Here is a 24,544-nt window from a genome sequence, read left to right on the forward strand (position 1 = left end):
TAAATGGGTCGCGTGAGGCGCCGACCTGGCGTTTTGGGGTGAGTTATCGCTAGGCGATAAGTCACCGGCGATGAGCCACCACAGGGCGTGGCGGTCAGGGCCGCGCTGGCGGGAGATCCGGGCCATGGGTCACAGCAGCGTGCTCCAGTAGTCCCAGAATCTGTGGGTGATGGCCAGCGCGATGATCGTGAACCAGACGGTCAGGACGATGCCGTGGTAGCTGGCCAGGACGTGGCCGGTGCGCCGCCAACGATCGGACGTGGACAGGATCCCGGTGTGCAGGTTGTGCACCGTGACGTACCAGAAGATCGGAATCGTGACCGCCCACACGACCATGCAGTAGGGGCACAGCGCGTTGATGCGGTAGAGGCTTTGGAAGATCAGCCAATGGATCAGTCCGACGCCGAGTGCCGTCCCCGCGTGCAGGCCGAGCCAGAACCAACGGGGCAGCGCGGCACCCGCGAGCAGCATCACACCAATGGTGGCGGAGACCGCGAATCCAGCCACACCCAGCAGCGGATTCGGCAGGCCGAACACCTCGGCCTGCCAACTGGTCATCACCGATCCGCAGGACACGATCGGACTGATGCTGCACGACGGGACGTACCCGGGTCGGGACAGCAGGTTGATCTTCTCGATGATGAGGATGCCCGACGCGGCGAGCCCGATCATCCCGCCAACGGTCAGCACCCAGGGCAGGATCCGCAGCACGGCAGGGACGGGTCGTCGATGACCCGCCGCCGTGGTCACCGCTTGGGCGGGTGCACTGACAGGTGTGGGTCCGGTGGTGCTCACCGGGCCAGTTCCTGATCCAGCAGGGCCACGAAGGTGGCGTGGTCGGGCAGGCCGTCGATGGGGGTGCCGTTGATGAAGAAGGTGGGGGTGCCTCGGACGCCGAGGGTGGCCCCGTCGCGTTGGTCGGCCGCCACCCGCTCGGCGACATCCGGGTCCTGCAGGTCCAGGGCGAATCGGTCCAGATCCAAACCGAGCTCGCGCGCGTAGCCGGCGAAGGTGTCGGTCTGTGGATTGCCGTCCTGGTGACCCCACTGGGTCTGGCGCTGGAACATGAGGCCGTACATGGCCTCGAACCTCCCCTGCCGGGCGGCGGCCTCGACCGCCCTCGCGGCGAGTTCGGCGTTGGGGTGGCTGGCGACGGGAAAGTACCGGACCACGAACGTGATCCGGTCGGCGTACGCGGCGCGGATCTTCTCCACCGTCGGGTAGGTCGCCCCGCACGCCTCACATTCGAAGTCCAGGAACTCCACCACGGTGACCTTGCCGTCGGCGGCGGTCGACAGTCGGTGGCTGTCCGGCCGGACCAGGGCGGGGTTGGCCGTGTCGGTGACCTGTGGGCCCTGGCCGCCGGGTGTGGCGGGGCCGTCGGCGAGCGCCGCGGCCATGATCACGGCGGCCACCACGGCCACGATCACCAGCGATGTCTTCACGTTGCGAGTCATGTCCTACCGATCCGATCTGGTCTGTGTGCTGGCTGTCTGGGATGAGGCGGCCCGCATGGCGATCCCCGGGGTGCCGGAGACGTCGCCGCGCGAACGGCTGAGGGGACGTGGGGAAGCCCCTGCGCGTCACCCGCACCGGTCGAAGCAGGGGTGGTGGCAATCGGCGATGGGAGACAGGCGGTCACCGCGGGGTGAGGCCGCAAGGATCCGCGTTGGCTCGGCCACGCCGATGACCTCGTACTTGTCGCCATCGAGGACCACGGGGCGCGCGTGCCGAACAGGATGTGACTGCGCCCCGACCACCGCTACGGTGTGCCGGGCTCGTGTCATCCACCCGCGATGAGGGGCTGAGGGTTGTGGCCCGGTGTGGCCTGGCCGACCCGTCGCGTGCGGGGGCCTACGTGCGGGACACGCAGAGGCAGAGCAGTTGGGGCTGGAGTGACCGTTGCGCGGCCATCGTCACCTGGCGGCCTGCCGCCAGCAACCGCTTCCACCAGCCGCCACCGGACCGGGACAGGAGCGCGGCACCGGCGGCTGCCAGCAGTGCCAGGCAGACGGCACCGGCGCCGGCCTCCGGGTGGGAATCGTTGACGGGGTTGCTGTCCAGCGTGCGAGCGACGATCGCGGGTGTGTCGACCACCGACACGACGGCCACGAGCGAGTGCGCCGCCGTCGTCGTCGCGGCGGCCGCATCGGCGCCGCAGTCGGTGGCGTGGGCGAGTCCCGCGGGTGTCAGCACCATGCCGGCGGCCCCGTTGGTGCACTGCATGCCGTGCAGCAGCGCCACCGCGGCGAAGGCGGCGACCGCGATCAGCTGCCGCATCCACGCCATGGGCGTGGTGGTGCGATAGCTTCCGCAGGTCATGCACCTCAGGCTACGACACCGTCAGCGTTCGGTCCCGCCGCTGTCGCCCATGCTGTGAACCCGACGCTCGGTGCCGGGCTGAGGACCGGGGATCACGAGTTGGCTCCTCGCCGCGGCGTGTACGCCGGCTAGAGCTGGTCGAGCCAGACCACGATTCCGGTCAGGTCGTTGAGTACGGCAGCGACGCCCGCCCTGATGGCCGCCGCGCAGCGCTCGGGAGTGAACGAGGCGGGGTCGTACGTCGAGGACGCGTTGACCCCCTCGCCACGGAACGATGCACCGGACCAGTCGACGGACGTGACGTTGTGGGTCGGCTCGGCCAGTTCCGCGCCCACCACGAGGATCGGCTGTGACAGGTGGCTCGGGGCGACCAGCGTGAGCGGGTCGACGAGGTCGTTGCCCGCACTGACGATGAGGTCCGGGCTCATCCCGAGGGCCTTGGTGATGCTGGTGACGGGATCGTGGAGGTCGGCGGTCACCGTCCTGAGGTCGACGTCCTCGTCCTCCGCCCAGTCCTTGACAGCCTTCACGAGGGCCTTGGTCGGGCTGTCGTCACCCGCGGTGAGCAGCACCACCCGGTAGCCCTTCGACGGGTGCACCGCGTCCCACGAGCCGGGTTGCGGGGTAACGGTCGCCTCCGGGGCGGGGCGGGCGGAGGGGTCGACAAAACCCGGGCCGAGAGTGCCGATGGCGATGGGCTTGGGGTGCGGCCGGGACCAGTCGTCGCCGGAGCTGCATCCGGTGACCAAGGCGGCGACCGTGGCCAGCGTGACAACGGCCCGAAGCGGAGGGCGCAAGTGATCGTCCTCTTCAGTGGTGGCGGAAGGTGCGCGTAGTTCTTTGTATTCCTATCCCAACTACTCCCGTGCCCGACCGGCGGGCGGTTCTTCCGGGAGTTTGTTTTCCAGCGGTTCGCCGGTGGTCGGGCTGGTGTTAACCCTCGCCATGCAACGTGCACTGGCCATTACGAGGGAGCCGCATGATGAGACCCGTCCGCCGTACCGTTATCGTCACCGTTGTCGGGATCGCGGCGGCAGTCATCGCTATTCTGAACGCCGTACCGGCGTTCGCCCATGGATTTTCGTCGACTGTGTACGCGAATATCACAGCGGGAGACGAGGGTCACATACGGACGAAGCTGGGGCTCGAATACGACCTCTTTGTGGTGTCCGCCGCCGACTACGAGGACGACAATTCTCTCTTCCGGGACGGAACCGCCGCATTCGACGCGGGCGACACCGGGGCGCAGGCGGCGGCGCTGAAGACCCACGCGCAGTCGGCCACCAAATATGTTACCGAGCGCTTCTCTGTGACCTCGGATGGTGAGTCCTGTACGGCCACCCAGGTCGGCGACGTGGCGATGACCGAGCGGGAGGGCGTGCCGTACGCCGATCTGGTGTTCGACTGGACCTGCCCGGAGCGGGCCGACGCGCACCAGGTGCGCAGCGGTCTTTTCCCTGACGGGGAGGGTTACGTCAAGGGCACCAAGACGATCGTCACGTACGAGATCGACGGTCGCTCCGGCTCTGCCGCGCTCGACTCGGCCAACCCGTCCTTCTCCACCGGGCAGGCCTGGTACGAGCGGTTCCGGGAGTTCTTCGTCCTGGGTGCCGAGCACCTGCTCACCGGGATCGACCACATCCTGTTCCTGGTGGCGCTCATCGCCGGATCGCGGCGTCTGCGTGAGATCGTGCTCGCCGCCACCAGCTTCACCCTGGCGCACTCGGTGACGTTCATGCTCGCCGCCCTCGGCCTGGTCGACGTGCCCGCAGGCGTCGTGGAACCGGTGATCGCGTTGTCGATCGCCGTGGTCGCCGGCTGGCATCTGTGGGGGATCTGGCGACGCGGTGACCACGCCACCGACCTGGAGACGGCGGGCCGAGGGCACTTCAGTCTCGATCGTCGGGGCTGGATTCGGCTCGGGGTGGTGTTCTGCTTCGGTCTCGTGCACGGCCTGGGTTTCGCGGGCGCACTGGGAATCAACGAAGCCTGGTCCTGGACTCTGCTGTGGTCCCTGCTGGTGTTCAACGTCGGTATCGAAACCGTGCAGTTGACGATCATCGCGGTGGTGTTCCCGTTGCTGATCGTATTGCGGCGCCGTGCGCCGAAACTCGGACTCTGGGCGACCGGTGTCGTTTCTGCGGGCGTGTCCATCATGGGGCTGGTCTGGTTCATTGAACGCGTGTCCGGGTTCTGAGTCAGTCCAGGTATCTCGGAAAGTCCAGGCAGTCGCAAGATCACGTTCATGACGGGTTCATCATCCAGGTAAAGCTTGAGATGCGATTCCCCGTCATCGGGAAAAGCTTTTCCATATATCTATTGGAAAGCTTTCCATATCTCTATCGAACAAGGAACGGAAATCGATGACATCGAGCAACACGACACGGGCCTCCGGGCTTGTGCGGCGCCGCGTGGCCGCAGGGGCCACGGCGGCATTCCTGGGCTTGGCGGTAGCCGCCGGTAGCGGCCTGGCGTCCGCTGCCAGCGCAGCCGAGTCCACCTCGCTCACCGGCATCGTCCTCGGTGTGGGCGCCGACGAGACCCAGCGCATCGTGACCTGGTACTCCTCGGCCGACACCGCACAGAAGATCCAACTGGCCCCGACCGCCGAGATCGTCAACGGCGAGTTCCCGGCCGGCGCCCTCAGCTTCGATGCCACCGGTGGGGCGAACATCGCCACCAGCGGCGGCTTCAACCGGCACGCCACGATCACCGGTCTGAAGGAGCACACGGCGTACTCGTACCGTGTCGGCGCCGAGGGCAACTGGTCCCCGGCGTACTCGTTCAAGACGCAGGACTTCGAGGGCGACTACGACTTCCTGTTCTTCGGCGACCCGCAGATCGGCTCCTCCGGCGACATCGCCAAGGACCAGGCCGGTTGGCAGGACACCCTGAACGTCGCGCTCACCGCCAACCCGAACATCGAGATGCTGGTGTCGGGCGGTGACCACGTCGAGACGGCGAACACCGAGGCCCAGTGGAACGCCTTCCTCGCCCCCGACCAGCTTCGCCAGTACCCCGTCGCGGCCACCATCGGTAACCACGACGTCGGCGGCAAGGCCTGGGAGCAGCACCACTTCACCCCGAACACGGACCGCTCGGCCCCGTACTACGCCAACGGGAACCCGGCGTCCAACACCTCGGGTGGCGACTACTGGTACATCTACAAGGACGTGCTGTTCATCGACCTGAACAGCAACAGCTACGCCACCTCCTCGGGCGGCGGCGGCGACGAGGCGCACACCGCGTACGTCACCGACGTCATCAACCAGCACGGTGCCGAGGCCAAGTGGAAGGTCCTCGTCTACCACCACTCGATCTACTCGCCGGCCTCGCACGCCAAGGACGGCGACAACAAGGCCCGCCGCGTCGACTTCCCGACCACGTTCTCGAAGCTCGGCGTCGACATGGTGCTCCAGGGCCACGACCACAGCTACTCCCGTAGCTACCTGATCAAGAACGGCGAGAAGGCCGACCCGAACGAGCAGCCCGGTGCCGAAGACGTCGTCGCCGGCCCCGGCGGCGTCCTCTACGTCACCGCGAACTCGGCCTCCGGCTCGAAGTACTACGACATCACCAAGCCGGACAGCAGCGGCACCAGCGGCGCGGGCAACGGCGCCGACCCGCTGAACCCGAACAACTACTGGTACAACTCGGTCGAGAACCAGGAGCACGTCCGGACCTACGTCAAGGTCCAGGTACGCAACGACAAGCTCGTGGTCGAGAACATCCGCAGCGCCGCCAACGGCGACCAGGGCGTGGGCTCGATCGTCGACAAGGTCTCGGTGCACCCGCTCCACGCCGACGGCCAGGACCTCCAGGTCAACGTGCCGGACGTGGCTCCGGGTGAGTTCGGCTGGACGATCGACGGCAACAACGGCCTGGTGGACCTCGGCACCGCGCAGGAGGTCAACGGCAACCACTTCGAGGCGGCCGGCAAGATCAACCCGATCATCGTGTCGGACAGCCGTCGCTCGCTCTCCCCGTGGTCGATCTCGGCCAGCGTGGGTGACTTCCAGGACGGCAGCAAGAAGTTCTCCGGCTCCTACCTCGGCTGGACCCCGTACGTGCTCGACGCGGGTGCCGGTGCCCAGGCCAGCGCTCCGGTGCTCTCCTCGTACGACGACCAGGGCCAGGGCCTGTCGGTCTCGCGCGGCCTCGGTTCGGCCGAGCAGGGCCACCCCCGCGGCTCGGCCAAGCTCGGTGCCGACCTGGGTCTGAAGTTCCCGGACAGCATCGCGAAGGGCAACTACCGCGCCACCCTCACGATCACCGCGCTGAGCAGCTGATCGGATCCGCTCTACCGGGCGGGGTAGGCACCTACGGGTGCTTACCCCGCCGCTCCGCTCCAACCCGCTCCAGATCCCCTGAGGACCACGAGATGCAATCGTCCACAACGTTTCGGAACACAGGCGTCGCCGCCTTTCTCCGTACCGCGGCTCTGGCCCTGATCGCGGTCTTCGCGGTCGTCGGCCTGGCCGCCGGCCCAGCCCTGGCGGCGGACGGCGATGTCGCCTGGACGGTGAGGACGGCCTCGAACAGCTACGGCGCCGACCGGTCCAGCTTCAGTTACGCCGTCAACCCCGGTGGCGCGGTCGACGACGCCATGGTCGTCGCCAACCACGGCCCGGTCGCGCTCGACCTGACCGTCTACGCCGCCGACGGCTTCACGACCGACACGGGTCAGCTCGACCTGCTCGCCAAGGACGGTAAGTCCGTCGGCGTCGGTGCCTGGGTAAAGGCCGGCGGCGGCAGCGTCCACGTCGAGCCCGGCAAGACCGCCCAGGTCCCCTTCAAGGTCACCGTGCCGGGCAACGCCACGCCCGGCGACTACGTGGGCGGGATCCTGACCTCCCTGACCCAGCCCGACCAGGCGGCGGGGATCAACGTGGACCGGCGCCTCGGTATCCGGATCAAGCTGCGGGTCGGCGGCGAGCTCAAGCCGAACCTCGTGGTCGAGGACCTGCACGTGGACTACGACGGCACGTCCAATCCGTTCGCCAAGGGCGACGCCACGGTCACGTACACGATCCACAACACCGGGAACGCCGTCCTGTCGGCCCAGCAGGCCGTGTCGGTCTCCGGCCCGTTCGGCTGGCTGCGGGTCGACGCGGGCGAGATCAAGGCGCCGCCGGAGTTGCTTCCGGGTGAGAGCCGGAAGGTGTCCGTACCCGTGCACGGTGTGGCACCCGCGCTGAGGCTGGCCGCGACCGCGACCCTGACGCCCCTGCTCACCGACGCGTCGGGTTCCACCACCCCGCTCGAACCCGTCGAGGCCACGACGCACGGCTGGGCCACCCCGTGGCAGCTCCTGGTGCTGGTCGTCGTACTGATCGCTGTTGCCGTCGGGGCGTACCTGTTCGCCCGCCGCAACCGCGCCCGGCGCAAGCAGCGCGAGGACGGCCGGGTCCGCGACGCCGTCGCGCAGGCACTCCGCGACAAAAACCCGGACGTACGCTGACCGCCCCGTCCTCCATGCCCCGGTAGGGCTGTGGCGGTTCTGCGCCCCCGTGGGGGTAGTGGAACGCCACAGCTCGACCACCACCTGCCCACCGAGGCGGTGGATGATGCGGGGGATGGGGGAAGGGAAGCAGCGATGACAGGTTTCGACTCCGTACCGACGCCGGGTCGGCGGGTGACGTTGGGCAGTTGGCCGACACCCGTCGAGCCCGTGCCCCGGCTCGCCGAGGCCATCGGGCTCGCCCCCGGCGGTCTGTGGCTGAAGCGGGACGACCTCGGTGGTCTCGGTGCAGGGGGCAACAAGGTCCGCAAGCTCGAATGGACCGTCGGCGCCGCGCTGACCAATGGTGCGGACACCCTGGTCACGACCGGTGCGCCGCAGAGCAACCATGCCCGGCTGACCGCCGCCGCGGGCGCGCGACTCGGTCTGCGGGTGGTGCTGGTCTTCCCCGGTGAGCCGGGTCGGTCCAGCTCCGGGAACCTGGCCCTGGACGGTCTCTTCGGCGCCGAGATCCACTGGGCCGGTGACGTGGACCGGGGCCAACTCGCCACCGTTGCCACCGGGATTGTCGACGAGCTGCGCGGTGGCGGGGCCCGGCCCGAACTGATTCCGTTCGGCGGCTCCAACGCCGTCGGGGCGTACGGGTATGTCGAGGCGGGTCGGGAACTGCTCGTACAGGTGCCCGATGTCGACGTTGCCGTGGTCGCGCTGGGCTCCGGCGGCACCATGGCGGGACTCGTCGTCGCGCTCGGCGCAGACAGGGTGCTCGGAGTCGACGTCGGCGCCCTGCCCGAACCGGCCGAGGCGGTCGCCGCCCTGGCCGGTCGGCTCGGTGGGACCGGGGTGCCCGCGCACGAGCTGCGCATCCGGGGCGACCAGGTCGGCGACGGCTACGGCCACCTCACCGGGCCGTCCGCCGAAGCACTGGAGCTGACCGCGCGGAGCGAGGGCATCGTGCTCGATCCGATCTACACGGGCCGGGCGATGGCGGGCCTGATCGCTGCCGTACGGGACGGGGACATCGCCCCGGACGCCAGGACGGTCTTCCTGCACACCGGTGGCCTGCCCGGACTGTTCGGTCACCCCGACACGATCAGCCGGGCCGAATCGGCTCTCGGCCGCTACCGCCCCGCCCCGGCCGGCAACGCCTCCTGACCGCACGGAACGGCCGTGGCCGGCGAGACCACCGCCGAGCCACGGCCCGCAACCGTCGTACGTGCAAAAGCTCGTTCGAACCCGGTCAGCACCAGCTCAACGTGGAGTTGACCCGGGTCACATTCCGGACCACGTTGTTGGCGCCACCGCAGGGGTTCTGGGTGATGTTGGTGTTGGTCACCGTCAGGTTCTGGAACGTGATGCCGGAGGAGATCGGGAACTCCGTACGCGCGGCGACCCTGACCTCGCCGCCGCCGGTGACCGTCCCGGAGACCCCGGCGATCGTCACGTTGTAGCAGTTCTCCACCAGGATCGAGTTGTTGCCGGTGTTCGAGATGGTCACCCGGTCGATGACGGCCCCGCCGCTCTCCGAGACGCAGAAGATCCCGCGTCCGCCACCTCGGGCGATCACGGTGCCGACCCGGATGTTCGTCGGGTAGCTGCTGCCGATCCGGCCGTTGCGGTTCGCCATCCGGAACGCGGCGTACCCGGTGCCGGTGCCGGCGTTGTCGGCGTCGACGGTCCCGACGGTGGCGTTGACCGTGTCGTTGAGCAGCAGGCCCGATTCGCCGGTGCTGCGGGCGGTGACGGTCCCGACCGTCAACCCGTCCACCCCGTACGTCTCCACGCCCTGGCTGCTGGTTCCCTGCACGTACACGTTGTCGATCCGGATGTTGCGTACCTTCACCGCGCGGTCCCCGCCGTGGTTGTCGATCCGCACGCCCAGGCCGCTGGAGAGTCGCATGTCGATCTGTCCCAGGATCAGGTTGTTGACGTTGCGCATGAAAATCCCGTACAGGGGTGATCCGGTGAGGTTCAGGTGCTGCACCTCGATGTCGGTGGCGCCTCTGGCGTACACCGGTGCCTGGTCTCCGGATCCTGATCCGGTCACGTTGATCGTGCCGCAGACGTCGAGGATCGTGTAGCTCGGCAGGGAGAGGCGCGCTCCCGCGCTCATCGAGCCCGAGCCGCGTACGACCACCCGCTGCTTCGAGGTACGTCCCGAGGAGAGACTGTTCACCGCCGCCTGCATCGCGGAGCGCATGTCGGTGCCGGTGTAGACCGTGCTGCTGCCGTTGCGGGCGGTCCAGGTGCTCCCGTTCAGCACCGCCTCGGCGTTGAACGAGCCACTGCCGCAGCCGGTGCCACCTCCGCCGGAACCGATCCGGTTGAGTTGCCACTGCTGGTTCCAGCCGCCCAGGTCCTGGAACTGGGAGATGATCCCGCCGTCGGCGGTGGACCATTCCCAGATGTCCAGCGCCTTGCCGCTGTGCCGGTTGACGAACCGCACGTGCCCGCCGTCGGAGTCGGCGACCTGGAAGTGCTGGCGGGTGGTGCCGTTGTCGGCGTTCTGGACGAGTTGGGTGCCGTCGTTGGCGTTCGGCAACTCGAGGAACCTGCCGCTGTGCCGGGATCTGATCTTGTAGTAGCCGCCGCCCGCGTCGACGAACTGCCACTGCTGCTGGTTTCCGTCGTTGCGGGTCCACTGCACGATCGGGGCGCCGTCGTTCGTCGCGAAGTTGTAGACGTCGAGTGCCTTGCCGCTGTGGCGCGAGGTGATGACGTAGTAGGCGCCGGTGTCGATGGTGGCGGCCGAGGCCGGCTGCGGGCTGATGGTGGCACCGGCGCCGACCAGGGCGACGGCCGTGGCGACGGCGAGGCCGATCCGGCGGCGGTTTCTGCGGGATCCGTTGTCGGGGACGGGTTGGGTGGTGGCGGTGAGCGTCATTGGTCCTCCCGGACCTGGGGTCGCACTGACCCGGAAAAGCCCGGTGCCGGGCGACGCACCGGGCAGGGGAAAGGGCCTTCCAACAGCACCCGCACGCTATCGAATCGTTTCAATCAAGTCAAGTTTATCAATGGCTTGTCGCCACGTGAGATCAGGGGCCCGCCGGTACGACCGTGTCCGGCGGGGAAGGGGCCGGCTAGCGCCGGGTACGCGACGCGGTGCCGGCCGACAGGGTGCCCCCGGAGATCCGGGTCAGGAACTCGAAGTTGCTCCCGGACTTGCGCAACTGGTCGAGCAGTTGCTCGAGGGACTGCTGGGCGTCCTGGCCGCTGAAGGCCCGACGCAACCGGCCGATGATGGCCAACTCCTCCGGGGCCAACAGGACCTCTTCCATCCGGGTGCCGGAGGAGTGGATGTCGACCGCCGGGAACATACGCTTCTCCGCGAGCTTGCGGTCCAGCCGCAGCTCGGCGTTGCCGGTGCTCTTGAACTCCTCGAAGATGACCCCGTCCATCGCCGATCCGGTGTCGACCATGGCCGTGGCGATGATGGTCAGCGAGCCGCCGTTTTCCATGTTCCGGGCCGCACCGAGCAGCCGCTTCGGCGGGTGCAGCGCGGCCGAGTCGATACCACCGGACATGGTCCGGCCGCCGGTCGGCGCCGCCAGGTTGTACGCCCTGGCCAGCCGGGTGATCGAGTCGAGCAGGACCACCACGTCCTGGCCGAGTTCGACCAGTCGCTTGGCCCGCTCGATGGCCAGCTCCGCGATCGTGGTGTGGTCCTGGGTCGGCCGGTCGAAGGTCGAGGCGATGACCTCGCCCTGGACCGACCGCTGCATGTCGGTGACCTCTTCGGGGCGCTCGTCGACCAGCACCACCATCAGGTGACATTCGGGATTGTTGCGGCTGATCGCGTTGGCGATCGCCTGCATGACCATGGTCTTACCGGCCTTGGGCGGTGACACGATCAGCGCCCGCTGACCCTTGCCCAGCGGCATGACCAGGTCGATCAGCCGGGTGGTGAGCAGGTTCGGCTCGGTCTCCAGGTTCAACCGCTCCTGCGGGTACAACGGCGTCAGCTTGTAGAAGTCCGGTCGCCGCCGGGCATCCTCCGGGTCGGCACCGTTGACCGTGTCCAACCGGACCAGCGGTTGGTGCCGGCGCTGGTCGTCGTCGGGGGCGGGACGGGCCGCGCCCGTCACCGCGTCACCCCGGCGGAGGCCGTACCTGCGGGCCTGGGCGATCGAGACGTAGACGTCGTCCGGGCCGGGCAGATACCCACCGGTACGGATGAAGCCGTGGTTGTCCTGGAGGTCGAGGATCCCGGCGACCGGTACGAGCGCGGTGTCGTCGCCGATCCGGGTCTCGTCCTGGCTGTCGCCCCGGCTGCGGTCACGGGTGGTACGGGTGCGGCGGCCGGTGTTGGTGTTGGCGCTGCGGCCGTCGGCGCGGCGCGGGGTCCGGGTGGACCGGCGGGCGGTGCTGCCCGAGGGGGCGTCGTCGACGTCACCGCCCCGGCGGGACGGGTTGCTGAACGTGGTGGAGTGCTGGTCTACCAGCGAATCGGTAGCAGTCATTGCTTCTCCTTGGGAAGGTGTTGTCCGCCGCGTACCGAGCCGGATCGGACCGGCGAACGGGCCGGCAACCGGCGTCGATCCGGTTTGCCGGTGCTCGGGCGAGCCCGGCTCTGGTGGCCGCGTGGCTCGGGCGGGCGGGTGGTGCCGATCGGCCGAGGGTCGGGCCCTGGGCGGGATGCGCGTCGGCGCATCAGCGGAAGTGGTTCGTAAGCTCCGGCGGAAACGATTTGCCGGTGATCATGTGAACTGATCATGCGAGCCGAGCTCGTGAAAAGGAAATCACACGCCCCGGGTCGGAATCTTTCACCGACACCTCAGGGGTGCACTGCCGTCAAGATAACGCGGTTAGCCCGCGATGGCAAGTATCGCCACGTCAGGGCATCAGTACGATCTTGCCCCGGGTGTGCCGCTGCTCCAGCTCCCGGAACGCCTCGCGGACCTGGTCCAACGGGTAGGTACGGGCGATCGGGACATCCAACCGCCCCTGATCGACCTGCCGGGCGATCTCGGCCAGCACGTCCGCTCTCGCCCCCTCGCTGTTCGCCGCTGTCCTGGTGCCGTACTTCTTCGCGGCGGCGAAGTTGATGATCGTGTCGATCCGGTCGGGCTTCACCCCGAGCTCGATGGCGAGGTCGACGTAGTCGTCGCCGTAGGTGTCGACGAAGGCGTCAACCGGACTTCCGGCGGCGGCTCGGATCCGGTCGGCCATTCCCTCGCCGTACGCGACCGGGGTCACGCCGTGCGCGGTGAGCCAGTCGTGGTTGGCGGGTCCGGCCAGGCCGATGACGCTCGCTCCCGCGCTGCAGGCAAGCTGGACGGCGAGCGATCCGACCCCGCCCGCGGCACCGGCGACGACAACGGTGTCGCCCGTGCCGACGCCCACCGCCTGCGTCGCCGCGTACGCCGTGGTGCCCACGACGGCCAGTGCGCCGGCCACCTCCCAGGGCACATTCGCCGGTCGCGGGACGAGTTGGTCGGCCGGTACGGCAACCAACTCGGCCTGGCTCGCCCGATCGTTGCTGAAGCCGAGCACCTCGTCGCCGACCGAGAAAGCGCTCACGTCGGGCCCCAGTTCCACCACCACCCCGGCGAGGTCGCTGCCCTGACCGGAGGGGAAGGTGCTCGGGGAAATGCTGTCCATCGCCCCCTGCCGGATGGATGACTCGCCGATGTTGATGCCGGCGGCAACCACCTTGACGAGAACCTGCCCGGCGCCGGGGACGGGCCGGTCGACCTCCACCACCTGTAGGACGTCGATTCCACCGTACTCACCGAATCTGACCGCTTTGGGCATCGTTGTCGGTACTCCTTTTGCCGAGATATCCGTCGGACACCCTGACTCTGACAGCATCGGCGGTGACCCGAAGGCGGATGGGCAGGACTCGCGGCCCCTGTCCAGGACTCACCGGGAACATCGCCGGACACCCGCGGTCTCGCCATCCTGGCGCCATGCGTAACCGATTCGTCAACGCCGCAACGGTGGTGCTGCTCAGCGCCGCCTTCGTCGGCGTCGTCACGACCCCCGCCATCGCGGCACCAGAATGCGACGTGCCCAACCCGCCTCCGATCTGCGGCACCGAGGACGAGTTCGGCAGCCCCACCATCAGCCTCTCCACCCCGGTCCGCCAGCCGGCCGGTCTTGTCGTCAGCGGCACCGCGAAGGACCGCGACGCCTCCGGTCCGGTCCAGGTACAGATCAAGATCGGGGGCGCGGTCGTCGCCACGCTGGCCGCCAACAGGTCGACGGGGGCGTACTCCGGCACCGTGCCGGCGCGGGCGGGCAGTTCCGTCTGCGCGGTCGCCAAGAACCAGAACGAAGGCCTCGACAAGTCCATCTGCCGTACGTTCCTCGTGTCCGTCGACCCGATCGGGTCGGTCGACGAGGTGTCGCCCGGCCCGGCCGGCCTGCGGGTACGGGGCTGGTCGATCGACCCGGACACCGCCAACCCGATTGACGTGCACGTCTACCTCGACGGGGCGTACGTCCGTACGGTCAACGCCAGCGGCAGCCGCCCGGACGTCGCCGCCGTGCACCCGCCGTACGGGGCGGCGCACGGTTACGACCTCACCGTGCCCGCCGGACCCGGCCAGCACACCGTCTGCGTGTACGGCATCAACGTCGGCACCGGCACGGTGAACACCCAGCTCGGCTGCGGCACGGTCACCCAGGGCAGCCCGCCGGCCGCGCCCGACCTCCAGGTCAACGCCGCCCAGACGGTGCCGACGATGTACCTGTACGTCCAGCCGCGCAGCACCAACGCGTCCGGCTTCGTGGTCGAACGCTCGGTCGGCGGCAGCGCCGGCCCGTGGGTGCAGGTGCACAGCAACAACCGGAACGGTGAGACGGCGTTCAGTTGGGACGACACCGGCGTGTCGCAGGGCAACCAGTACTGCTACCGGGTTCGGGCTGACAACCCGTACGGTTCGGCCACCTCGGCGGTGGTCTGCCGGGATCTGCCGCTGCCCGCCCTGCCCCGCCCGACCAACGTCTCGGTGACCGGGGTGACCGAGACCTCGCTCGTGCTGAACTGGACCGACAACGCCGTCGGCGAGACCCAGTACCGGGTCGACCACGTCGGCGTGAACACCATGTACGCGCCCGGCACCGCCGGCACCGGGCCGATGACCTTCACGATGAACAACCTCCAACCCTCGACCCGGTACTGCTTCAAGATGGGCCCGATCAAGACCGGCTTCGGCTACGACCCGGCGCCCGAGATCTGTGCCACCACCGCGAGCCCGCCCCCGCCGCCGCCGCTCTCGGTCAAGACCGTCAACCTCTGGAACTGCGTCTCGAGTGGCGCGTCCGGTGGTGTCTGGCTCTACGACCACGACTTCGGTACGTGGACCCGGGCGGCGTCGGCACCGAGCAGTTGGGTGCGCGGTAGCTGCGGGACGCCGTACTCCGGGCCTGCGGCCAGCGTGAACCTGCCCGACGGGCGGGTCGTCACGGTTGTCCTGGTGATCGCGGGCAACAAGTTCTGCACCACCGAGGACCCGACCCAGACGGCCTGTCGGCACTGGGAGGCCGGTCCGGTCCTCGGCGGCTCCAAGGGCATCACCACCTACGACGTCATCGGCTGAGCCGAGGCGTCACCGAGCCGGTGCCGGTCGGGTCGGGGGGCCTGACCGGCACCCGGTGTATTCGCCGCCGGGTCACGGGGTAGACATTGCTCATGGCGGCGGAGACCGGGCCGGACGGCGACGAGGGGCGGGGCGGGGAGTCGTCCCGTCCCGCGTTTGTCCTGCACGAGCATCGGCGGCCGACCCATCACTTCGACCTGCGGCTGGAGGAGAACGGCGTGCTCCGGTCGTGGGCGGTGCCGAGGGGCCTGCCCACCGACCCGTCCGGGGACCGGTTGGCGGTCGCGGTGCCCGACCACGACCTGGACCACCTGACCTACACCGACGCCGACAAGTCGATCGCCGACCTGGGCTGGTGGGAGGAGCACGACCGCAACGACCGCCGGCTGCTGTTCACCCTGCACGGGCGGGCCGGGTCCGGCCGCTACGCCCTGATCCACACCCGGCAGAACTGGCTGCTGCACCGGACGAAGGACCAGCCCGACGGTTAGCGCACCGGGGCGGCGACGGGTGTCGGGGCCAGCGCGCGGAGCAGGGCGTCGATCGCCGGTCGCAACGGTCCGTCGCCACGGGGGCGGGTGACCGCGAAGATCTGCCGGCCGGTCACCGGCGCGTCGAGCGGACGTACGTCGACTCCGTTCGGCACGTTGCGCAGCGCCAGTCCGGGTACGAGCGCCGCGCCGAGTCCCGCGGCGACGAGGTCGAGGGTGAGGGCGAAGTCGATTGCCCGGTGCCGGATGTCCGGCTCGAACCCGGCGAGGTGGCAGGCGCGCAGGGTCGAGCGCCCGCAGGGCGTGTGTTCGGCGCTGGCCACCCACGGTACGTCCGACAGGTCGGCCAGCCGGCGGGTCGCCCGTACCCAGCCGCTCGGGGTGATCAGGTGCATCGGGTCGGTGGTGATCGGGTGCCGGTCGAGTTCGGCGATCCGGGTCACCGGTACGTGGTCGTACTCCTGGAGGATGGCGACGTCGATGGTGGCCGAGCGGAGGTCGAGCTGGCTCTGCTGGTCCTCGGCCTCGATCACGCGTACGTCCAGGTCCGGGTGTTCCGCCATGGCGCGGGCGGCGGCCGGGGCGACCAGCGATCCGGCGGCGGACGGGAACGCGGCCACCCGGACGGTGCCGCCGACCCGCTGGTGGAGTACGGCCAGCCCCGCCACCGCGTGTTCGACCGCGCCGAGGATCCGTTCCGCGTGGGCGGCGAGGACCTGCCCGGCGGCGGTGAGCACAACTCCCCGACCGGACCGCTCGACCAGTTCGCAGTCGGCCTCCCGGGAGAGCTGTACGAGTTGCTGGGAGACCGCCGACGGCGTGACGTGCAGTGCCGCCGCGGCTGCGGTCACCCCGCCCCGAAGGTTGACCTCGTGCAGCACCCGCAGCCGTCGTACGTCCAGATCCATGTAGCCACGCTACAGCGACAGTTAAGAACTATGAACTGGACCTTAAGGTTCGGTCGGGGGACGGTAACCGGGTGAGAATGACCCACCGTTTCCAGGCCCTGCTCGTCGCCGCCATCTGGGGCGTCAACTTCGTGGTGATCGACATCGGGCTGCGGGACCTGCCCCCGCTGGTCCTGACCGCGCTCCGGTTTCTCGTTGCGGCGGTGCCGCTGGTGCTGCTCGTACCCCGGCCCACCGCCCGGCTGCGCTACGTCGTCGGTTACGGGCTGGTGCTCGGCGTACTGAAGTTCGGGGTGCTCTTCACCGCCATGGACGCCGGGATGCCGGCCGGGCTCGCCTCGCTGGTGTTGCAGGCACAGGCACTGGTCTCGGTGCTGCTCGCGGCGGCGCTGCTGCGGGAGCGTCCGACCGGTTGGCAGGTGGCCGGCGTACTCGTGGGGTCGGTCGGCATCGGGATGCTCGCGGTCGGCGGCGGTGGTCGGGCCACGGTGGTGGGATTCGCGCTCACCCTTGCCGCCGCCGCGAGCTGGGCTGTGGCGAACGTGGTGGTACGGGCCAGCGGCGAGACCCGTCCGCTGTCGCTGCTGGTCTGGTCCAGTCTGGTTCCGCCGATCCCGCTGCTCGGGCTCGCCGGTGTGGTGGATGGGCCCGGCCGGGTCCTCGACGCGGTCACCGGGCTCTCCTGGAGCGCCGTCCTCGCCGTGCTGTACGTCGCCTACGTCTCCACCCTGGTCGGCTTCGGTCTCTGGAACCGGCTGATCGCCGAGTACTCGGTTGCCCGGGTGGCGCCGTTCAGCCTGCTGGTGCCGGTGTTCGGGCTGGCCGCGTCTCGGGTGTTCCTGGGTGAGCGGGTCGGCCTCACCGAGGCGGTCGCCGCCGGGGTGATCCTCACCGGGCTGGCCCTGGTGCTGCGCCGACCGCCCGTATCCGCCGTCGATCCGGAGGGCGGGCCGGCGGGTACGGGGACGGCGGCGCCGGAGTACGCCGCCGCCCGTACCGGTGGCCGGATCGGAGCCGGACCGGCGGATGGTCAGGCGGCGTAGCCGCCGTCGATGTTGATGGCCGCGCCGGTGACGTAGGCCGCGTCGGGTCCGGCGAGGTAGACGACGAGGCTGCCGATCTCGTCGGCGGTGCCGTAGCGGTCGACCGCGATGTGCGGCCGGGTGATGCCGGCGTACGGGCCGTCGGCCGGGTTCATCTCGGTGTCGACGGGACCGGGCTGGATGGTGTTGACGGTGATTCCCCGGCTGCTGATCTCGCGGGCCAGGCCACGGGTGAAGCCGGCCACGCCGGCCTTGGTGAGGGCGTAGAGGCTACCGCCGACGAAGTGGATCCGGTCGGCGTTGATGCTGCCGATGTTGATGATCCGTCCGCCCTCGCCGAGGTGTCGCAGGGCTTCCCGGGTGGTGAAGAAGACGCCGTCGAGGTTGACCGCGACGGTGTGGTCGTAGGTGGCGTCGGTGATTTCCCCGATCGGCCCGGCACCGATCACTCCGGCGTTGTTGACCAGGATGTCGAGTCGCCCGAGGGTCCGTACGATCTCGTCGATGCCGGCCCGTACGGCGGCTCGGTCGGCGGCGTCGATCCGGATGGCGATCGCCAGGCCGCCCGCGTCGTTGATGGACTTGGCCAGGAGTTCGGCGCGTTCGGCCGAGGCGCCGTACGTGATCGCGACGGTCGCACCGGCTCCGGCCAACCGACGGGTGATGCCCTCCCCGATTCCCCGCGATCCGCCTGTGACGATCGCAACCCTGCCGGTCAGGCTCTGTGACATCGAACTTCCCCTCTGCATTTTTTGATTGTCCGTTCAAGATGTCAGACGGGTGGTCGATCGACAAGTGATATCTTGAACTCGTGTTCCAGAAGTAAGGGGAGGCCACGGATGGCGACGATGGGGCGACCCCGCGAGTTCGACGTCGACGAGGTGCTGGAGTCCGCGCTCCGAGTCTTCTGGGCCAAGGGATACGAGGGCGCCACCATGGCGGACCTCGCCTCGGCGACCGGACTCAAGCCCGGCAGCATCTACGCCGCGTTCGGCTGCAAGATCGGCCTGTTCATGCAGGTGCTCGACCGTTATGTCCGGACAGTGGTCACGTACGGTCCGGCGGCCATCGAGGCCGACAGTGCGCGCGAGGTCGTCCGGATATGGCTGGACGGGGTGGTTCGGGCCACCTCCGGCGCGGACACTCCGCCCGGCTGCCTGCTGGTGCAGGCGGCGCTGGTGAGCGGGGAGGGTGCGGACAAGGTACGGGCCGAACTGCGTGACCGGCGGCAGGTCGCCGAGGTCGCGCTGACCGAGCGGTTCGAACGGGCCCGCCGGACCGGGGACCTGCCGGTTGACGCCGAGCCGGAGGTTGCCGCCCGGTACGTGGTGGCCCTCGCCCAGGGCATCGCGGTGCAGGCCGCCTCCGGGGCGAGCCGGGCCGACCTGCAACGCATGGCGGACCTCGCCCTCGTCCGGCTGCCGTGGGAATAGGGCATACCGGGTCGGATCCGCAGGGGTAGACAACTCGTCGGGGGGAACCGGAATAGGGGCGGGCCGCACCTGGTTTCAGGGTGTAGTTCAAACTTGAACGAACGAGATCCGGTCGAGACGAGGCGGGCAGCAGACATGCAGTTCGGGATCTTCACCGTTGGTGACGTGACCACCGATCCCACCACGGGGCGTACACCCACCGAGGCTGAGCGGATCAAGGCGATGGTGGCGATCGCGCTGAAGGCCGAGGAGGTGGGACTCGACGTCGTCGCGATGGGCGAGCACCACAACCCGCCGTTCGTGCCGTCGTCGCCGACCACCATGCTCGGGTACGTCGCGGCGCAGACGAAGCGGATCGTCCTCTCGACCGCCACCACGCTGATCACGACCAACGACCCGGTCAAGATCGCCGAGGACTACGCGATGTTGCAGCACCTGGCCGACGGTCGGGTCGACCTGATGATGGGTCGGGGCAACACCGGGCCGGTGTACCCGTGGTTCGGCAAGGACATCCGGGCGGGCATTCCGCTGGCCGTGGAGAACTACGCGCTGCTGCACAAGTTGTGGCGCGAGGACGTGGTCGACTGGACCGGCAAGTTCCGTACGCCGTTGCAGTCGTTCACCTCGACGCCACGCCCGCTGGACGGGATTCCGCCGTTCGTCTGGCACGGCTCGATCCGCAGCCCCGAGATCGCCGAGCAGGCCGCCTACTACGGTGACGGCTTCTTCCACAACAACATCTTCTGGCCGATGGAGCACACCCAGCGGATGATCGAGCTGTACCGCAAGCGGTTCGAGTTCTACGGCCACGGCAAGGCCGACCAGGCCATCGTCGGCCTGGGCGGGCAGGTGTTCATGCGGAAGAACTCGCAGGACGCGGTACGCGAGTTCCGCCCCTACTTCGACAACGCCCCCGTGTACGGACACGGCCCGTCGCTGGAGGACTTCACCAGGGAGACCCCGCTGACCGTCGGGAGCCCGCAGCAGGTGATCGACCGGACCCTGACCTTCCGCGAGCACTTCGGCGACTACCAGCGCCAACTGTTCCTGATGGACCACGCCGGCCTCCCGCTCAAGACGGTGCTGGAGCAGCTCGACATGCTCGGTGAGGAGGTGGTTCCGGTGCTGCGCAAGGAGTTGGACGCCCTCCGTCCGGCGCACGTACCGGACGCGCCGACCCACGCCAGCCTGAAGGCCGCGCGGGACGCCGAGATCGAAGCGGTCGCGGGCGACCAGGTCGACACCGACACCGACGCGGTGGCGGGAGCCGAGCGATGAAGCAGCGCAACCTGGTTGCGATCTCCGCCGGCCTGAGCCAGCCGTCGTCGACCCGCCTGCTGGTCGACCGGCTGGCCGCGGCCACCCAGCGCCAGGCTGAGCAGCGCGGGACCCGGCTCGACCTGCAGGTGGTCGAGCTGCGGGACCACGCGCACGACCTGATGAACAACATGCTCGCGGGCTTCCCGACCACCGGGCTGCGGCAGACGCTCGACCAGGTCGCCGCCGCTGACGCGCTGATCGCGGTGACACCGATCTTCAACGCGTCGTACAGCGGGTTGTTCAAGTCGTTCTTCGACGTGCTCGACGACACGGCCCTGATCGACAAGCCGGTGCTGATCGGGGCCACCGGCGGCACCGCCCGGCACTCACTGGCGCTCGAACACGCGCTCCGGCCGATGTTCGTCTACCTGCACGCGGTGGTCGTCCCGACCTCGGTCTTCGCCGCATCAGAGGACTGGGGGACGGACACCGTCCAGGGTGGACTCGCGAACCGGATCAACCGGGCCGCCGCCGAACTGGCCGTGCAGCTCGACCTGCGCGAGCCGGCGACGGTCGCCGACCCGTACGACAACCCGACCCCGTTCGAGCAACTGCTCGCCGGCGACTGAGCCACCAGCCGGAGCCTGAACAAGGAAAGCGGGAAGGGCATCCGAGCCCTCGCGGGATCGGATGCCCTTCCGTGTGTCCGGGTGCGGTGGCGGGTCAGTGGACGGCGACCGCCGGATCGGCGGAGTCGATGTCGGTGAGCTGCTCCGGGCGGGCGACCACCAGGAGCACCACGATCGCCGCCAGCATGCCGCCGGCGATCACCACCGCCATCGCCACACTGCCGGTGCCGAGGACACCGACCAGGGGCGCGGAGATGGCACCGATCCCGAACTGCACCGCACCGAGCAGCGCGGCGGCCGTACCGGCGGCGTCACCATGCCGGGCCATCGCCAGTGCGGGCGCGTTCGGCAGCGCCAGGCCCGCGGTGCCCAGCACCAACCAGAGCAGCACCAGTACGCCGACCAGGCCGCCGAACCCGGTCGCCGCGACGACCAGCAGACCGGATCCGAGTACGGTCCCGGCGATCAGCGCCCCCCGAAGGATCTGGAACGGGGTGTACCGGCGCAGCAGCCGTACGTTGAGCTGGGTGGCTCCGATCAGGCCCACCGCACCGGCGCCGAAAACCACCGCGAACTGCTGTTCGTCCAGGCCGTACTGGTCCTGGAAGACGAAGGAGGAACCGGCCACGTACGCGAACAGGGCGGCCATCGCGAGGCCGGCGACCAGCGCCAACCCGACGTACGTCCGGTCCCGCAGCAGCGAACCGTAGACCCGCAGGGTGCCGAGCGCCCCGTCGGTGCGACGGTGCTCGGGCGGCAGCGACTCGCGGAGTGCGAACACGATCACCGCGATGAGACCGGTCCCCAACACGGCGAGGGCGACGAAGACGCCCCGCCAGTCGGTCCACTTGAGCAGTCCACCGCCGAGGGTGGGCGCGAGCACCGGGGCGACCCCCATGACCAGCATCAGCCGGGAGAAGAGGCGGGCCACGGCCGAGCCGGTGAACAGGTCGCGGACCACGGCCAGCGCGATCACCGACGCCGCCGCCGCACCGAGCCCCTGGAGTACGCGCAGCGCACCCAGCACCTCGATGTTCGGCGCGACCACGCAGAGCACCGAGGCGATGACGTGCACGATCGTCCCCGCCAGCAGTGGTCGGCGCCGGCCCACGGCGTCGGAGAGCGGGCCGATCACCAACTGTCCGATGGCGAGACCGGCCAGGGTCCCGGTGAGGGTGAGCTGCACCGCCGCGCTGGTTGTCTGCAGGTCGGCGGTGATGGTCGGCAACGCCGGCAGGTACATGTCGATGGTCAGTGGACCGATCGCGATGAGCGAGCCGAGGACCAGGACCAGCCGTCGCTGCTGCCGGCGGTTGAGCTGCTCCGGCGCCGGCCGGGCCGGTGGCCCCGCCGTGGCTGCTACGTCGTCAACCCGTCGATCGACCGTGGTCATGTGGCCCCTTTCCGGGGGTCTTGGCGGGAATTGGTACGGAGCACACGGCCCGGGCTAACCAACCTCAACAAGGACGATCGGTTGCGGGCCCATTCCCGCGTCGACGCACGGTGTTCAACGTCACACCCGCACGGACCTCGTCAACGGCGAGCCGACAGCCGCCGGAGTCGTGGTGACGTCGCGTTGACGTCGCGACCAGCAAGGTGACCGGGATCAGCCGTCGGCCACGAACCGGGGCCGGTCGGTCGAGCATAAGCCGAGGGGAGAGCTTCGATGAGCCGTCTTCTGATTGTCGGTCGGATGGCACCGGGCCCGGAGAGCGGGCCGGGCGCCGAGGAACGGATCGCGCAGATCTTCGCCGAGTCGGACCGGACCGAACTGCCGTCGATCACCGGTGCCCGGCACCGGTCGCTCTACACCCTCGGCGACCTGTACCTGCACCTGGTCGAGATGGACGGGGCCGGTCCGGGTGGGCTGCCGGCGGCCACCGCGCACCCCCTGTTCGTACGGCTCAACGAGCAGTTGTCGAGCTGCACCTCGCCGTACCTGTCGACGTGGCGTTCGCCGCGCGACGCCATGGCGAGGTGCTTCTACACCTGGGACGCGCCGGTTCCGGCACAGCGCAGCGGGCAGTGAGCGGCTGATGCCGTCCGGCCCGCTGGAAGTGATCATCATCGGTGCCGGTACGGGTGGCATGTGCCTCGCGCACGGTCTGCGCCGGGCGGGCATCGCCGTCTCGGTCTACGAGCGCTACCGGACCCGAGGCGACGGCCTGCACGGCTACCGGGTCGGCATCGGCCCCACGGGCAACCGGGCACTTCGGGAGTGCCTGCCGCCGGAACTGTTCGCGACGTTCATGGCCACCTGTGCGCGCTCACCCCGGTACTTCAACGTACTGACCGAGAAGATGCGGCAGACGGCGTCCTTTCCGCTGCGGCCGGAGACGGAGACCGACCCGGTGGACAGCGACCGGGCGGTCTCCCGGATGACGTTGCGGCAGGTCCTGCTCACCGGAATGGAAGACGTGGTGCGGTTCGACAAGACGTTCACGCACTACGAGCAGCACCCGAACGGCCGGGTCACGGCGTACTTCGCCGACGGCAGCCGGGCCAGCGCGGACCTCCTGGTCGCGGCGGACGGCACCCACTCCGCCACCCGGCGGCAGTACCTGCCGCACGCCCGGATCCAGGACGCGGGCAGCATCAACATCGCCACCAAGATCCCGCTCACCGACGAAACCCGGGCGCTGCTCTCGGAGCGGGTACGCGACGGCATCTCACTGATCTTCGGGACCGGTGGGCTGATGGGCGTCCTGCACGTGATGGAGTTCAACTGGGACCGGCACGGCGTACCCAAGGCGGGCATCGGCGACAGCGACGCGCGACTGATCGAACGCTGGCCCGGACTGCTCTTCGACAACACCCGCGACTACATCAACCTGATCATCTGGAGTGCCCACGACCGGTTCCCGCCGGACGTGATGGCGCGGCGGGGCGAGGAACTCGTCCGGCTCGCCCTCGACCTGACCGGCAACTGGCATCCGAACCTGCGGAAGCTGTTCGAGCGCAGCGACCCGGAGAGCTGCATCCCGGTCAAGGTGGCCACCTCGGAACCGGTGCAGCCGTGGCCGCCGAGCAACGTCACCCTGATCGGCGACGCGATCCACACCATGACCCCGGGCCGGGGCGTCGGCGCCAACACCGCCCTGCGTGACGCGGCCCTGCTCTGCCGCCAGCTCACCGCCGTGAACGCCGGGGAGAAGCCCCTGCTGCGGGGGGTCGCGGACTACGAGGCGGAGATGCTGCCGTACGGCTTCGCCCGGGTCGCCGACTCGTTGGCGAACAACGGCACCAGCGGCGACGACCCGCTCTACCGGCCGGTGATCGGCCGGTTCGCCCTGCTGGCGGCCCGCAGCTACTTCAGCCTGACCAGCCGGGTCCCGCCGCTGCGCCGCAGATTCGTGGACGAGATCTACGCCCGCCGGGGTGCCCGCGGTTGACCGCCACCCCCTAGCCTTCCCTTCGGTGGCGGCGAGCTGACGCGGGGTGCGGGAGGGGTGG

Annotated in this window: 21 protein-coding genes and 1 pseudogene; 12 read left to right on the top strand and 10 right to left on the bottom strand. The window is 69.4% G+C overall.

Features of this window, described 5'->3' with window-relative positions:
• Positions 1 to 129: 129 nt before the first annotated feature.
• The 4 genes from ACWEFB_RS29745 to ACWEFB_RS29760 all read right to left on the bottom strand — a co-directional run bounded on the left by ACWEFB_RS29745 (position 130) and on the right by ACWEFB_RS29760 (position 3,119).
• Positions 130 to 795, bottom strand: coding sequence for a vitamin K epoxide reductase family protein (locus ACWEFB_RS29745; RefSeq protein WP_452290726.1), 666 nt, complete (start codon positions 793 to 795; stop codon positions 130 to 132).
• Entirely contained in the window at positions 792 to 1,457 is a 666-nt protein-coding gene (locus tag ACWEFB_RS29750; protein WP_452290729.1) for a DsbA family protein, read from the bottom strand. Before ACWEFB_RS29750 ends, ACWEFB_RS29745 begins: the two co-directional genes overlap by 4 nt.
• Positions 1,458 to 1,854: 397 nt before the next feature.
• Positions 1,855 to 2,322, bottom strand: coding sequence for a hypothetical protein (locus ACWEFB_RS29755; protein ID WP_452290731.1), 468 nt, complete (start codon positions 2,320 to 2,322; stop codon positions 1,855 to 1,857).
• A gap of 128 nt (positions 2,323 to 2,450) precedes the next feature.
• Positions 2,451 to 3,119: a type 1 periplasmic-binding domain-containing protein gene (locus ACWEFB_RS29760; RefSeq protein WP_326561731.1), complete on the bottom strand. Its 669-nt coding sequence runs from the start codon at positions 3,117 to 3,119 to the stop codon at positions 2,451 to 2,453.
• A 365-nt stretch (positions 3,120 to 3,484) separates the two neighbouring features.
• Between ACWEFB_RS29760 and ACWEFB_RS29765 the strand changes: the two genes are divergently transcribed.
• From ACWEFB_RS29765 to ACWEFB_RS29780, 4 genes are all read left to right on the top strand, one after another.
• Entirely contained in the window at positions 3,485 to 4,519 is a 1,035-nt protein-coding gene (locus tag ACWEFB_RS29765; RefSeq protein ID WP_452290734.1) for a HupE/UreJ family protein, read from the top strand.
• Positions 4,520 to 4,685: 166 nt separating this feature from the next.
• Positions 4,686 to 6,611 carry a fibronectin type III domain-containing protein gene (locus ACWEFB_RS29770; protein ID WP_452290736.1) on the top strand — a complete coding sequence of 642 codons (1,926 nt, stop codon included), beginning with the start codon at positions 4,686 to 4,688 and terminating at the stop codon, positions 6,609 to 6,611.
• Positions 6,612 to 6,703: 92 nt separating this feature from the next.
• Positions 6,704 to 7,783, top strand: coding sequence for a WxL protein peptidoglycan domain-containing protein (locus tag ACWEFB_RS29775; RefSeq protein ID WP_452290738.1), 1,080 nt, complete (start codon positions 6,704 to 6,706; stop codon positions 7,781 to 7,783).
• A gap of 135 nt (positions 7,784 to 7,918) precedes the next feature.
• Positions 7,919 to 8,938, top strand: a complete 1,020-nt coding sequence (locus ACWEFB_RS29780) for a pyridoxal-phosphate dependent enzyme (RefSeq protein WP_452290740.1) — start codon at positions 7,919 to 7,921, stop codon at positions 8,936 to 8,938.
• A gap of 85 nt (positions 8,939 to 9,023) precedes the next feature.
• Here the strand turns inward: ACWEFB_RS29780 and ACWEFB_RS29785 are convergent, their stop codons facing one another.
• From ACWEFB_RS29785 to ACWEFB_RS29795, 3 genes and pseudogenes are all read right to left on the bottom strand, one after another.
• Positions 9,024 to 10,667 (bottom strand): RICIN domain-containing protein, encoded by a 1,644-nt coding sequence (locus ACWEFB_RS29785; protein WP_452290742.1) that lies wholly within the window; start codon positions 10,665 to 10,667, stop codon positions 9,024 to 9,026.
• A gap of 196 nt (positions 10,668 to 10,863) precedes the next feature.
• Positions 10,864 to 12,189 (bottom strand): annotated as a pseudogene (rho, locus tag ACWEFB_RS29790) (transcription termination factor Rho); the annotation flags it as partial.
• Between the two features lie 427 nt (positions 12,190 to 12,616).
• A complete protein-coding gene (locus ACWEFB_RS29795; RefSeq protein WP_452290744.1) occupies positions 12,617 to 13,537 on the bottom strand; it encodes an NADP-dependent oxidoreductase in 921 nt (306 codons plus the stop codon).
• Positions 13,538 to 13,692: 155 nt separating this feature from the next.
• Here ACWEFB_RS29795 and ACWEFB_RS29800 point away from each other — a divergent pair, with 155 nt between their 5' ends.
• Entirely contained in the window at positions 13,693 to 15,327 is a 1,635-nt protein-coding gene (locus ACWEFB_RS29800; protein ID WP_452290746.1) for a fibronectin type III domain-containing protein, read from the top strand.
• Positions 15,328 to 15,419: 92 nt separating this feature from the next.
• A complete protein-coding gene (locus ACWEFB_RS29805) occupies positions 15,420 to 15,818 on the top strand; it encodes a DNA polymerase ligase N-terminal domain-containing protein (RefSeq protein WP_452290748.1) in 399 nt (132 codons plus the stop codon).
• Here the strand turns inward: ACWEFB_RS29805 and ACWEFB_RS29810 are convergent.
• Positions 15,815 to 16,726, bottom strand: a complete 912-nt coding sequence (locus ACWEFB_RS29810) for a LysR family transcriptional regulator (protein WP_452290750.1) — start codon at positions 16,724 to 16,726, stop codon at positions 15,815 to 15,817. The genes ACWEFB_RS29805 and ACWEFB_RS29810 overlap by 4 nt on opposite strands.
• 77 nt (positions 16,727 to 16,803) lie before the next feature.
• On the opposite strand from ACWEFB_RS29810, the gene ACWEFB_RS29815 reads away from it, so the two are divergent.
• Positions 16,804 to 17,769, top strand: coding sequence for an EamA family transporter (locus ACWEFB_RS29815; RefSeq protein ID WP_326563078.1), 966 nt, complete (start codon positions 16,804 to 16,806; stop codon positions 17,767 to 17,769).
• Here the strand turns inward: ACWEFB_RS29815 and ACWEFB_RS29820 are convergent.
• Positions 17,757 to 18,500 (bottom strand): SDR family oxidoreductase, encoded by a 744-nt coding sequence (locus ACWEFB_RS29820; RefSeq protein ID WP_452290752.1) that lies wholly within the window; start codon positions 18,498 to 18,500, stop codon positions 17,757 to 17,759. The genes ACWEFB_RS29815 and ACWEFB_RS29820 overlap by 13 nt on opposite strands.
• Before the next feature lie 108 nt (positions 18,501 to 18,608).
• Here ACWEFB_RS29820 and ACWEFB_RS29825 point away from each other — a divergent pair, with 108 nt between their 5' ends.
• From ACWEFB_RS29825 to ACWEFB_RS29835, 3 genes are all read left to right on the top strand, one after another.
• Complete coding sequence (locus ACWEFB_RS29825) at positions 18,609 to 19,202, top strand: TetR/AcrR family transcriptional regulator (protein ID WP_452290754.1); 594 nt, start codon at positions 18,609 to 18,611, stop codon at positions 19,200 to 19,202.
• A gap of 135 nt (positions 19,203 to 19,337) precedes the next feature.
• The gene (locus ACWEFB_RS29830) at positions 19,338 to 20,480 is read left to right on the top strand and encodes an LLM class flavin-dependent oxidoreductase (protein WP_452290756.1); all 1,143 of its coding nucleotides are present in this window, start codon (positions 19,338 to 19,340) and stop codon (positions 20,478 to 20,480) included.
• Positions 20,477 to 21,091, top strand: coding sequence for an FMN reductase (locus ACWEFB_RS29835; RefSeq protein WP_452290758.1), 615 nt, complete (start codon positions 20,477 to 20,479; stop codon positions 21,089 to 21,091). Before ACWEFB_RS29830 ends, ACWEFB_RS29835 begins: the two co-directional genes overlap by 4 nt.
• Positions 21,092 to 21,185: 94 nt before the next feature.
• Here ACWEFB_RS29835 and ACWEFB_RS29840 read toward each other — a convergent pair whose 3' ends face one another.
• Positions 21,186 to 22,484, bottom strand: a complete 1,299-nt coding sequence (locus tag ACWEFB_RS29840; RefSeq protein WP_452290760.1) for a multidrug effflux MFS transporter — start codon at positions 22,482 to 22,484, stop codon at positions 21,186 to 21,188.
• 273 nt (positions 22,485 to 22,757) lie between these two features.
• Between ACWEFB_RS29840 and ACWEFB_RS29845 the strand changes: the two genes are divergently transcribed.
• Together ACWEFB_RS29845 and ACWEFB_RS29850 are read left to right on the top strand one after the other, a co-directional pair.
• On the top strand, positions 22,758 to 23,120 hold the full coding sequence (locus ACWEFB_RS29845; RefSeq protein ID WP_326561716.1) for a TcmI family type II polyketide cyclase: 363 nt from the start codon (positions 22,758 to 22,760) through the stop codon (positions 23,118 to 23,120).
• Positions 23,121 to 23,127: 7 nt separating this feature from the next.
• Positions 23,128 to 24,483 carry an FAD-dependent oxidoreductase gene (locus ACWEFB_RS29850; RefSeq protein ID WP_452290762.1) on the top strand — a complete coding sequence of 452 codons (1,356 nt, stop codon included), beginning with the start codon at positions 23,128 to 23,130 and terminating at the stop codon, positions 24,481 to 24,483.
• Positions 24,484 to 24,544: the final 61 nt, after the last annotated feature.

It is taken from the genome of Micromonospora sp. NPDC004704 (genome assembly GCF_053601675.1).

Bases quoted from the DNA above. Each gene is read 5' to 3' on its own strand.
- ACWEFB_RS29750 (WP_452290729.1), bottom strand. From the start codon at position 1,457: ATGACTCGCAACGTGAAGACATCGCTGGTGATCGTGGCCGTGGTGGCC.
- ACWEFB_RS29755 (WP_452290731.1), bottom strand. From the start codon at position 2,322: ATGACCTGCGGAAGCTATCGCACCACCACGCCCATGGCGTGGATGCGG.
- ACWEFB_RS29770 (WP_452290736.1), top strand. From the start codon at position 4,686: ATGACATCGAGCAACACGACACGGGCCTCCGGGCTTGTGCGGCGCCGC.
- ACWEFB_RS29775 (WP_452290738.1), top strand. From the start codon at position 6,704: ATGCAATCGTCCACAACGTTTCGGAACACAGGCGTCGCCGCCTTTCTC.
- ACWEFB_RS29780 (WP_452290740.1), top strand. From the start codon at position 7,919: ATGACAGGTTTCGACTCCGTACCGACGCCGGGTCGGCGGGTGACGTTG.
- ACWEFB_RS29785 (WP_452290742.1), bottom strand. From the start codon at position 10,667: ATGACGCTCACCGCCACCACCCAACCCGTCCCCGACAACGGATCCCGC.
- ACWEFB_RS29795 (WP_452290744.1), bottom strand. From the start codon at position 13,537: ATGCCCAAAGCGGTCAGATTCGGTGAGTACGGTGGAATCGACGTCCTA.
- ACWEFB_RS29800 (WP_452290746.1), top strand. From the start codon at position 13,693: ATGCGTAACCGATTCGTCAACGCCGCAACGGTGGTGCTGCTCAGCGCC.
- ACWEFB_RS29805 (WP_452290748.1), top strand. From the start codon at position 15,420: ATGGCGGCGGAGACCGGGCCGGACGGCGACGAGGGGCGGGGCGGGGAG.
- ACWEFB_RS29810 (WP_452290750.1), bottom strand. From the start codon at position 16,726: ATGGATCTGGACGTACGACGGCTGCGGGTGCTGCACGAGGTCAACCTT.
- ACWEFB_RS29815 (WP_326563078.1), top strand. From the start codon at position 16,804: ATGACCCACCGTTTCCAGGCCCTGCTCGTCGCCGCCATCTGGGGCGTC.
- ACWEFB_RS29820 (WP_452290752.1), bottom strand. From the start codon at position 18,500: ATGTCACAGAGCCTGACCGGCAGGGTTGCGATCGTCACAGGCGGATCG.
- ACWEFB_RS29825 (WP_452290754.1), top strand. From the start codon at position 18,609: ATGGCGACGATGGGGCGACCCCGCGAGTTCGACGTCGACGAGGTGCTG.
- ACWEFB_RS29830 (WP_452290756.1), top strand. From the start codon at position 19,338: ATGCAGTTCGGGATCTTCACCGTTGGTGACGTGACCACCGATCCCACC.
- ACWEFB_RS29835 (WP_452290758.1), top strand. From the start codon at position 20,477: ATGAAGCAGCGCAACCTGGTTGCGATCTCCGCCGGCCTGAGCCAGCCG.
- ACWEFB_RS29840 (WP_452290760.1), bottom strand. From the start codon at position 22,484: ATGACCACGGTCGATCGACGGGTTGACGACGTAGCAGCCACGGCGGGG.
- ACWEFB_RS29845 (WP_326561716.1), top strand. From the start codon at position 22,758: ATGAGCCGTCTTCTGATTGTCGGTCGGATGGCACCGGGCCCGGAGAGC.
- ACWEFB_RS29850 (WP_452290762.1), top strand. From the start codon at position 23,128: ATGCCGTCCGGCCCGCTGGAAGTGATCATCATCGGTGCCGGTACGGGT.